Annotated in this window: 1 protein-coding gene; it reads left to right on the top strand. The window is 74.3% G+C overall.

What is annotated here, in order from left to right; all coding sequences use genetic code 11:
- Positions 1–71: 71 nt before the first annotated feature.
- On the top strand, positions 72–327 hold a 256-nt coding region (locus ACFW2E_RS23770; protein ID WP_384469087.1), incomplete at its 3' end, for an AAA family ATPase.

Below are 327 nucleotides of genomic sequence, written 5' to 3'. Positions count from 1 at the left end.
CAAAATTCTTGGTGGGGCCCCCGCCCCCCCGGGGGTTGCCCGACCTCGGGGGGGTCGGGGGGGCCCACTCGGTGGGGGGGGTCTTCCCCCCCCACTTCCTGCGCAATCCCTCCCGTTACACCGCCGCAGGGGCCAAGGGCCCCCGTGGCGTGATCATGGTGGGGCCGCCCGGCACCGGCAAGACGCTCCTCGCGCGAGCGGTCGCGGGCGAGGCGGACGTGCCGTTCCTGTCGGTGACCGGCTCCGCGTTCGTGGAGATGTTCGTCGGGGTCGGCGCCTCCCGAGTGCGCGACCTGTTCGGCGAAGCCCGCAAACGCGCCCCGTCGA

This window comes from Streptomyces sp. NPDC058964, assembly GCF_042741275.1.
Classification (GTDB): Bacteria; Actinomycetota; Actinomycetes; order Streptomycetales; family Streptomycetaceae; genus Streptomyces.
This window is presented reverse-complemented; position numbering and strand designations above follow the sequence as displayed.